Raw genomic sequence first — 8,485 nt, 5'->3', positions numbered from 1 at the left:
TCCTTCTTCCGCTCGGCGCGGGCGGCCGCCTTGTCGTCGGCGCCCACGGCCTGCGCCTGTGCGCTCAGGGCCAGCATCTGGCCGATGGCCATCGCAACTGTCAAAACAAGCATCTTCATTTCACCACTCCTCGGGGGATCGCCGCCCCAACATGGCCTGCCTTCGGCTCTGGCGGATCCTATGCACCAAGCATGCGCTTTTCTAGCACACGCTGTTGATGTGCTCCAGCAGCTTACCTGGCGTCATGGGGCGCGTCGGAGCGGGGCATGTGAACAACGCGGCGCTGACGCCCAACCAGCCGGCTGACGACGCGCTGCCCTTGAATGCAATGGCGATCGCCATGGGCCTGCACGTGCGCGTGGGCATCGAAGACAACCTCTGGGGCCGCAAGGGTGAACGCATGACCTTCGTGCAGCAGGTCGAGCAGATGGTGCGGCTCTCGCGCGAAATGCATCGCKAAGTGGCTCCCGGCAAGAGCGGTGTCGGTGCCGGCACACATGTCCAGCCGTTCGGCCGCAAGCCACACTACGTGGCTCGGACGCCTGGAGTCATCACAACCGTCTCGAAGCGCGGCGTTCCACCGATATCAATTCAATGTCGAACCCTGAACTAGTTGACGGAACGCCACATTCCGCTTGCCGGTGAGTGACGACTCCGATAGACCCGCGCACAATGGTTCGAGAGCCGTCCGGCCCCCAGATTGCCGGGCTTGTCCGAAGGAGGGTTCGGCCATGCAATGTGCATCTGCACGAGTTCCTGGAACAGGCACTTCAGCCCGGCGGCCGGCCGGCGGGCCGGGAGCGCACATCGCCCGGGCCTGCACGCAATGGGCGGCCGTTGCTGCCCTCTGTGTAGGCAGTTGCGGCGCCTTCGCGCAATGCAGCCCAACACCCGCCGGCGCCACGACCCTCTGCAATCCCAACGCCAGCGTCGCGGCCCTCGCACGGCCACAAACCGGCGCCTACCTGGGCATTCAGCGCATGACGAGCTTCGCCTTCGTGCAAAGCCTACAGCATCGGTGGGGAGACCCGCTGCAACTCAGCCCAGGCAACGCCTGGATCCGCGCCGGTAGCCAAGGGATGAGTTCGACCAGTGCCAGCGGCCGGTTCGACGCCGACAGCAAGGGCTGGGTCCTGCAGGGCGGCGGGGACGTGGCGAAATGGTCGCTTTTCGGCAGCGGGGACCGTCTGCACCTTGGCGCCATGGCCGGCTATGCCAGCGGAAGCACGGATTCCAACGCCCTCGGCAATCCGATCCAGGCTCGTGGCGAATTTTCCGGCGGTGGGTTTGGCGTGTACGGCACCTGGTACCAGAACGACCAGGCCCGGCTCGGCTGGTATGCGGACGTGTGGGGCCAGTACGCCCGGTTCACCAACACGGTGGATACCGGCCTTCCCTTCGATCGCACGGGCTACGACTCGCAAATCAGCATGTTCTCTGCCGAAGCCGGCTATTCCATGCCGCTGGGAGAGTCCGGCAACTGGGTGCTCGAGCCACAGGGCCAGATCATCTATCTGCACAACCATTCGTACATCGCCCTGGAACCGAATGGCCTCGCCGTCAAGGGCTCCCATCGCAGCGCGTACACGTCGAGGCTGGGACTGCGTGTGCGCAGCACCTCCGCCCCCGATTGGGGTTGGGGCGTCCCTGGTGGTACGACAACACCGGCGAAGAGTTCGTGATCAACCAGTTTTCGGTGCGCGACATGTACCCGAGCAGTCGCTATGAGGTGAAGGCCGGTGTCAATGTCGATTTCAAGCAGGGCTGGGCAGGCTGGGGCGACGTTGGATGGCAATGGGGCAATCAGTCCTACCAGGCGTGGACAGTACGCGGGGGCATGAAATACGGGTGGTGAGTGGGCTCGTCTCAGGATTGCTCGCGCCTGGTGGGCGTGCCCCCGAGCAAGTTCCTGTCGGTTCGCGACAGCGAGCTGAGCCGGTAGGCAAGGTCCCGCTGCGGCCCTAACGCAGCGCTTCCACCAGATCCAGCACCATCCGGTCCGGCCCGAAGGTCTCGATCCCCTGCCCCAGCAGCTTCTCCACCGCCTGCGCGATGCCATGGCTCGACGACGACTGCTCGGCCATGTCGTTGTAGTAGCCGAGGTCCTTCTTCGCATTGGCCATCGAGAACTTCAGCGAGGCGGTGTCGCCGGTCAGCAGCTTGGGCTTGACCCGCTCCAGCGCCACGCCGTTGCCACCGCCCTTGGCCAGCACGTCGACGAACACCTCGGGCGCGACGCCGGCGTGCTGCGCGCACGCGGCCGCCTCGCACAGCAGCGCCACGGTGCCGAGCGACACGAAGTTGTGCAGCAGCTTCATCGCGTGGCCGGCGCCGATGCCGCCCACATGCGTGATGTTCTCCGCGAAGCAGCGCAGCAGCGGAAGGCAGGAGGCCAGCACCTCGGCATCGCCGCCCACCAGCAGGTTGAGCCGGCCTTCGGCGGCTTCCTTCGCGGTCCGGGTCATCGGCGCATCGAGGAACTTGCCGCTCTTGGCCTGCACCGCCTGCGCGACCTTGGCGGTGGATGCGGGCACCGCGGTCGAGCAGTCGATCACCACCGTGCCCGGGCGCAGTCCCGCGAGCGCGCCCTGGTCGCCGAGCATCACGGCCTCGACCTGCGGCGTGCCGGTGACGCAGAGGATCAGGACGTCGACCTGCGCCGCCAGCGCCGTCACGTCCGACACCGCACGGGCACCGGCCGCGAGCAGCGCGTCCACCGGCTGGTTGCCGGGATGGTCGAGGATGGTGAGCTGGTGGCCGTGCTTGACGATGTTCTGGGCGATGCCGCTGCCCATCAGGCCCACGCCGACCAGGCCGACGCGCCGGGGCTGTGCTTGTTCGTTCGAGTTCATAGGTGCTTCATCCATGTTTGATGGCGATTGTCTTCAGGGTCGTGAAGCCTAGCAGGGCCTCGAAACCCTTCTCGCGGCCGAAGCCACTCGCCTTCACGCCGCCGAAGGGCAGCTCCACGCCGCCCGCCGCACCGTAATTGTTGATGAAGACCTGGCCGCAGTGCAGCTTGTGCGCCATGCGCAGCTGCCGGGCGCCGTCGCGGGTCCAGACGCCCGCCACCAGGCCGAAGTCGGTGCCGTTGGCCAGCCGCAGCGCCTCGGCCTCGTCGGCGAAGGGCATCACGGCCAGCACGGGGCCGAACACCTCGCGCTGCGCCAGCTCGCTGTCCGCCGGAACGTCGCGGAACAGCACGGCCTCCTGGTAGTAGCCGCTGGCCGAGGCGTGCGCCACCACCGTGCCCCGGGCGGCCACCTTGAGGCCCTGGGCCTCGGCGGTCGCGACCATGTCGCGCACCTGGCGGAACTGCTTCTCGTTGATCAGCGGCCCCATGTCGAGGTCGTCCGCGGGCGGCCCCGAGCGCACCGCCGAAAAGCGCTCGGCCAGCCGCTGGAGCACCTCCTCGTAGACCGTGCGCTCGACCAGCACGCGGCTGCCGGCCGAACAGGTCTGGCCGGCGTTCTGGATGATGGCGTTGACGAGCACGGGCACCGCCGCGTCGAGGTCGGCATCCGCGAACACGATCTGCGGCGACTTGCCGCCGAGCTCGAGCGTCACCGGGCAATGGCGCTCGGCGGCGGCGAGGCCGACGCTGCGGCCCGTGGCGGTCGAGCCCGTGAACGAGATGTGGTCGATGCCCCGGTGCGCGCACAGCGCGGCGCCGGCCTCCCGGCCGTAGCCGGTGACCACGTTCAGCGCGCCGGCAGGGAAGCCCACCTCGCTGGCGATCTCCGCCAGCCGCAGCAGCGACAGGCTGGCGTCCTCGGCCGGCTTGACCACGCAGGCGTTGCCGGCCGCGAGCGAGGCGCCCACGCTGCGGCCCGCGATCTGCATCGGGTAGTTCCACGGAATGATGTGGCCGGTGACGCCGTGCGGGATGCGCACCGTCATCACGGTGTAGCCGCGCTCGTACGGCAGCGTGTCGCCGTGGAGCTTGTCGCAGGCTCCGGCGTAGTACTCCATGTAGCGCGCGAGCGCCGTGGCGTCGTTGCGCGCCACGCGCAGCGCCTTGCCGGTGTCGCGCGCCTCGAGCTGCGCCAGTTCCTCGTGGTGCTGCAGCACCGCGGCGCCCAGCTTGGCCAGCAGCCTGCCGCGCTCGAGCGCCGTCGCCCCGCCCCAGGGGCCGTCGAAGTTCTCGCCCATCGCGCGGCGCGCCGAACGCACGGCCGCGTCCACGTCCGCCGCGGTGCCGCGTGCGATCTGGCCGAAGCGCTGGCCGTCGCTGGGATCGATCACGTCGATGGTGTCGGCGCTCTCGCCGGCCGCGCGGCGGCCGTCGATGTAGTGGGTTGCGTTCATGGGGAGTTTCTCAGTTCAAGTCGGGCCAGGGCTTCTGCGCTTCGCGGATCTGCTCGAAGGCGCGGCTGAACTGCAGCACGCCCAGGTCGTCGAAGCGGCGGCCCGCGATCTGCAGGCCGATCGGCAGGCCTTCGGCCGAGTAGCCGCAGTTGATCGATGCCGCGGGCTGCTCCGACATGTTGTAGGGCACCGTGAAGCCGATGTGCTCGAGCGACAGCAGCGGGTCGTTGGTCGGCGAGGCATGCTCCGCGGGCGCGGGCATGTTCGGCGACACCGGCGAGATCACGAAGTCATAGGCCTTGGTGGCGGCGACCGTGGCCGCTCGCGTGGCGATGAACTGGCTGTAGGCGTCGAAGACATGCTCGCCCGAGAAGCCGCTGGCGCTCTCGGCCCAGGCGTCGATGTAGGGCAGGATCTTCGCGCGCTTCTCGGCCGGCAAGGCGCGAATGTCGATCAGCGAGCGCATGCGCCAGAAGTGGTCCATGCCCTGCAGCATCCTGGGTGTCATGAAGGGCTTGATCTCTTCCACCCGCGCGCCGGCCGCCTCGATGCGTTGCGCGGCGCGGCGCACCGCTTCGGCGATCTGCGGGTCGAGCGGCAGGCCGCAGCCTGCGTCCATCTGCAGTGCCACGCGCTTGCCGGCGAGGAACGAGGGGTCGACCTCGAAGGCGGTCCAGTCGATGGCTGCCGGCGGCAGCTCCGAATAGTCGCGGTCGTCGGGCTGCGCGAGCGACTGCATCATCAGCGCCGAGTCGGCAACCGTGCGCGTCATCGGCCCGGCGCAGCGGCCCATGTAGGGCGTGCTCAGCGGAATGCGGCCGGCGCTGGGCTTGAGCGTGAAGATGCCGCACCAGCTGGCCGGCAGGCGCAGCGAGCCGCCGATGTCGGTGCCGACGTGCAGCGGCCCGTAGCCGGCGGCGGCGGCCGCACCGGCGCCCGCGCTGGAGCCGCCGGGCGTGCGCGACAGGTCCCAGGGATTGCGCGAGATCGCATGAAAGGTCGAGAGCCCCGACGACAGCATGCCCAGGTCGGGCATCGTGGTCTTGGCGACGAGCACAGTGCCGTCTTCCTTGAGCCGCGCCGCGGGGGGTGAATCCTGCGTCATCGGCACCAGGTCGTAGGCCGCGGTGCCCAGCGGCATCGGGTCGCCCGCGGTCGCGAGGTTGTCCTTGAGCGTCACGGGCACGCCGTCGAGCGCGCCGCGCGGCGTGCCGGCGCGCCAGCGCGCTTCCGAGGCGCGCGCCTGTTCGAGCGCGCATTCGGGACGGAAGAGCCAGGTGGCGTGCAGCTTCGGCTCCAGCGCCTCGATCCGCGCGTTGACCGCGCGCGTCACCTCGACCGGCGAGAGTTCCTTGCTGCGGTAGGCCGCGCCAAGCTCGGCCACGCTCAGCGCGTACAGGGGCTGGGTCATCGCATCAGCTCCAGGAGATCGCCGCCAGGTCGTTCGCCACGATCGGCATGCTGGGCCACAGGCCCTTGACTTCCTTGCGCGCCACCGTGGGGAACACGGCCTGGAACAGGAAGCCGTTGACGGCGTCGGCCGCCAGCATCTTCTGCGCCTCGCCCAGCAGCGCGTTGCGCTTGCCGTCGTTGGCCTCGCCCTGGATCGACGCATACAGGTCGCGGAACTTCTTCGAGTCGTAGCCCCAGTAGTAGTCGGGCTCGGTGTACTTCACGAGGTCGAAGGGCTCGACGTGCGCGACGATGCTGAGGTCGAAGTCGTGGCCGCCGCCGAAGGTGCCGCTGAGCCACTGGGCCCACTCGACATTCTGGATCTTGACGTTGATGCCGATGGCCGCGAGCTGCGCCGCGATCACCTCGCCGCCCTGCCGCGCATAGGAAGGCGGCGGCAGCGTCATGCGCAGTTCGAGCGGCGTCTTCACGCCGGCCTCGGCCAGCAGCTGCTTGGCCTTGGCGACGTCGAAGGGATTGACCGGGGTGGTGTCGACATAGCCCGGCGCGCCGATCGGGTAGTGGCTGCCGATGGGCTTGCCGAAGCCGTCGGCCGCGCCCTGGATGACCGCGTTGCGGTCCACCGCGGCCAGGATGGCGCGCCGCACGCGCACGTCGTCGAGCGGCTTGCGCTTGTTGTTGATCGCCAGGATCACCTTGCTGCGCGTGCCCACCTCGATCACCTGGAAGCGCGGGCTGCTCTTGAACTGCGGCACGGAGCGGGTGCCGGCGCGCGGGAAGATATCGATGTCGCCGGCCATCAGCGCCGCCGTCTGGGCGGCCGAATCGGACATGAACTTGAAGACGAACTTGTTGACCTTGGCCAGAGCCGGGTTGCGGTAGGCCGGCGACTTGACCAGCGTGCAGGCCGAGCCGCGCTGCCAGCTGTCGAGCCGGTACGGGCCGGTGCCCACGGGCTTGGTCGCATTGGTGTCGGCGCTCTTCGGCTCCACGATGCAGGCGGTGGCCTGGCCCAGCATGAACAGCAGGTCGGGGTTGGGTTGCGTGGTGCTGATGACGACCGTGTCGGCATCGGGCGTCTTGACGCTGATCTCGCTGAAGAAGCGCTTGTCCTTGTTGGTGCTCTTCTCGCCGGCGGCGCGCTCGAAGGCGAACTTGACCGTGGCGGCGTTGAAGGGTTCGCCGTTCTCGAACTTCACGCCCTTCTGCAGCTTGAAGGTGTGGGTCTTGAGGTCGGGCGAGACCGTCCAGCTCTCGGCCAGCATCGGCGTGACCGAGCCGTCGGCGTTGATCTTCGTGAGCGTCTCGAAGACGTTGTAGTGCACGATCTCCGCGATCGCCGAGGCGGCGGCCGTGGTCGGGTCCAGGCCCGGCGGTTCCAGCGGCATGCCGATGGTCAGCATGTTCTTGCCCGTCTGCGCCTGCGCGAGCGGGAGGAAGGCGCCCGGTATCGCCGCGGCCATGGCGGTGCCGATGAGGGTGCGTCGCTTCAACATTCGTGTGTCTCCTGGAAATGAGGGGTTCGACTGCGCGTGGCCTAGGGCGTCTGCAAGACGGCCGACAGCAGCGTGCGGGTGTAGGGGTGCTGCGCTTCGCGGAACAGGTCGCCGGGCCTGCCCTGCTCCACGATCCGGCCCTTGAAGACGACGGCGACGTCGTCGCACAGGTGGTTGACCACCGCAAGGTCGTGGCTGATGAGCAGGTAGCTGATGCCGAACTGCTGCTGCAGGTCCTGCATGAGGTTGAGCACCTGGGCCTGCACCGAGACGTCGAGCGCGCTGACCGGCTCGTCGGCCACGATCAGCTTGGGGCGCGTGATCAGCGCCCGTGCGATCGCGATGCGCTGGCGCTGGCCGCCCGAGAACTCGTGCGGGTACTTGTCCAGGTCGGTGCTGCGCAGGCCGACGGCGGCGAGCGACTCGGCCGCGCGCTCGCGCTGCGCCTTGCGCGGCATTTCGGCCAGTGCTTCCAACGGCTCGGCGACGATGCGTGCCACGGTCTGGCGCGGGTCGAGCGAGCCGTAKGGGTCCTGGAACACCATCTGGAAATCGCGCCGCGCGGTGCGCAGTTCGGTTTTCGACAGGGCATTCAGGTCGCGGCCCTCCAACTGCACGCTGCCGGAGGTGGGCGCGTCGAGCGCCATCACGAGCCGCGCGATGGTCGATTTGCCCGAGCCCGATTCGCCGACGATGCCGAGGCTGCGCCCGGGCTCGACGCTGAAGCTGACGCCGTTGAGCGCCTTGACCAGCGGCGGCGGTGCGAACAGCGTTTCGCGCGGCAGCGCGTAGTGGCGCACGAGGTCGGTCACCTTGAGCAGCGCGGCGCTGTCTGCCGCGCCGGTCCGGGCCGTGGATGGGAGTGTGGGGTTCATGGCAGTCAGGCGTAGGCCGCGGCGCCTTGCGCCGCCACCTCGTCGAGCCGAAGGCAGCGCACGGCATGGCCGCTGGGCTGCACGGTCAGCGGCGGCGGGTTGGCCTGGCAGGCCGCCACGGTGAATCYGCAGCGCCCGGCAAAGGGACAGCCCGGCGGCAGGTCCACCAGTTCGGGCACGCTGCCGCGGATGGTGGCGAGCTTGAGGCCGCGCGGGGCGCCCAGCGCCGGCCGGGCCGCGAACAGGCCGCGGGTGTAGGGGTGGGCGCGCTCGGCGAAGACCGCGGCGGTCGGGCCGCTCTCGACCACGCTGCCGCCGTACATCACGAGCATCTTCGAGACGCTTTCGGCGATCACGCCGAGGTCGTGCGAGATCAGGATCAGCGCCATGCCC

At 69.0% G+C, this 8,485-nt stretch carries 9 protein-coding genes; 3 read left to right on the top strand and 6 right to left on the bottom strand.

Translation table 11 applies throughout. From position 1 onward, the window contains the following. Positions 1-268: 268 nt before the first annotated feature. The 3 genes from AC1D2K_RS24015 (at position 269) to AC1D2K_RS24005 (ending at position 1,855) form a co-directional block, all read left to right on the top strand. Complete coding sequence (locus tag AC1D2K_RS24015) at positions 269-613, top strand: 3-keto-5-aminohexanoate cleavage protein (RefSeq protein ID WP_478091527.1); 345 nt, start codon at positions 269-271, stop codon at positions 611-613. A 118-nt stretch (positions 614-731) separates the two neighbouring features. Further along, complete coding sequence (locus AC1D2K_RS24010) at positions 732-1,682, top strand: autotransporter outer membrane beta-barrel domain-containing protein (RefSeq protein ID WP_478091525.1); 951 nt, start codon at positions 732-734, stop codon at positions 1,680-1,682. Beyond that, the gene (locus AC1D2K_RS24005) at positions 1,679-1,855 is read left to right on the top strand and encodes an autotransporter outer membrane beta-barrel domain-containing protein (RefSeq protein ID WP_478091521.1); all 177 of its coding nucleotides are present in this window, start codon (positions 1,679-1,681) and stop codon (positions 1,853-1,855) included. The genes AC1D2K_RS24010 and AC1D2K_RS24005 overlap by 4 nt, the downstream gene beginning before the upstream one ends. Positions 1,856-1,961: 106 nt before the next feature. Here the strand turns inward: AC1D2K_RS24005 and AC1D2K_RS24000 are convergent, their stop codons facing one another. The 6 genes from AC1D2K_RS24000 to AC1D2K_RS23975 all read right to left on the bottom strand — a co-directional run. Next, positions 1,962-2,852 (bottom strand): NAD(P)-dependent oxidoreductase, encoded by an 891-nt coding sequence (locus AC1D2K_RS24000; RefSeq protein ID WP_478091520.1) that lies wholly within the window; start codon positions 2,850-2,852, stop codon positions 1,962-1,964. A gap of 7 nt (positions 2,853-2,859) precedes the next feature. After that, the gene (locus AC1D2K_RS23995) at positions 2,860-4,308 is read right to left on the bottom strand and encodes an aldehyde dehydrogenase family protein (protein WP_478091519.1); all 1,449 of its coding nucleotides are present in this window, start codon (positions 4,306-4,308) and stop codon (positions 2,860-2,862) included. Between the two features lie 10 nt (positions 4,309-4,318). Further along, positions 4,319-5,719: an amidase gene (locus tag AC1D2K_RS23990; RefSeq protein WP_478091517.1), complete on the bottom strand. Its 1,401-nt coding sequence runs from the start codon at positions 5,717-5,719 to the stop codon at positions 4,319-4,321. Between the two features lie 4 nt (positions 5,720-5,723). Further along, the gene (locus AC1D2K_RS23985) at positions 5,724-7,217 is read right to left on the bottom strand and encodes an ABC transporter substrate-binding protein (RefSeq protein ID WP_478091515.1); all 1,494 of its coding nucleotides are present in this window, start codon (positions 7,215-7,217) and stop codon (positions 5,724-5,726) included. Positions 7,218-7,258: 41 nt separating this feature from the next. Next, on the bottom strand, positions 7,259-8,092 hold the full coding sequence (locus tag AC1D2K_RS23980) for an ATP-binding cassette domain-containing protein (protein ID WP_478091514.1): 834 nt from the start codon (positions 8,090-8,092) through the stop codon (positions 7,259-7,261). Between the two features lie 5 nt (positions 8,093-8,097). Beyond that, on the bottom strand, positions 8,098-8,485 hold a 388-nt coding region (locus AC1D2K_RS23975), incomplete at its 5' end, for an oligopeptide/dipeptide ABC transporter ATP-binding protein (RefSeq protein WP_478091512.1).

It is taken from the genome of Variovorax sp. P1_H12_2, assembly GCF_056405335.1.
Note: the sequence above shows the minus strand (reverse complement) of the source record. Positions and strands in the feature narration are given on the sequence as shown.

Bases quoted from the DNA above. Each gene is read 5' to 3' on its own strand.
- AC1D2K_RS24010 (WP_478091525.1), top strand. From the start codon at position 732: ATGCAATGTGCATCTGCACGAGTTCCTGGAACAGGCACTTCAGCCCGG.
- AC1D2K_RS24000 (WP_478091520.1), bottom strand. From the start codon at position 2,852: ATGAACTCGAACGAACAAGCACAGCCCCGGCGCGTCGGCCTGGTCGGC.
- AC1D2K_RS23995 (WP_478091519.1), bottom strand. From the start codon at position 4,308: ATGAACGCAACCCACTACATCGACGGCCGCCGCGCGGCCGGCGAGAGC.
- AC1D2K_RS23990 (WP_478091517.1), bottom strand. From the start codon at position 5,719: ATGACCCAGCCCCTGTACGCGCTGAGCGTGGCCGAGCTTGGCGCGGCC.
- AC1D2K_RS23985 (WP_478091515.1), bottom strand. From the start codon at position 7,217: ATGTTGAAGCGACGCACCCTCATCGGCACCGCCATGGCCGCGGCGATA.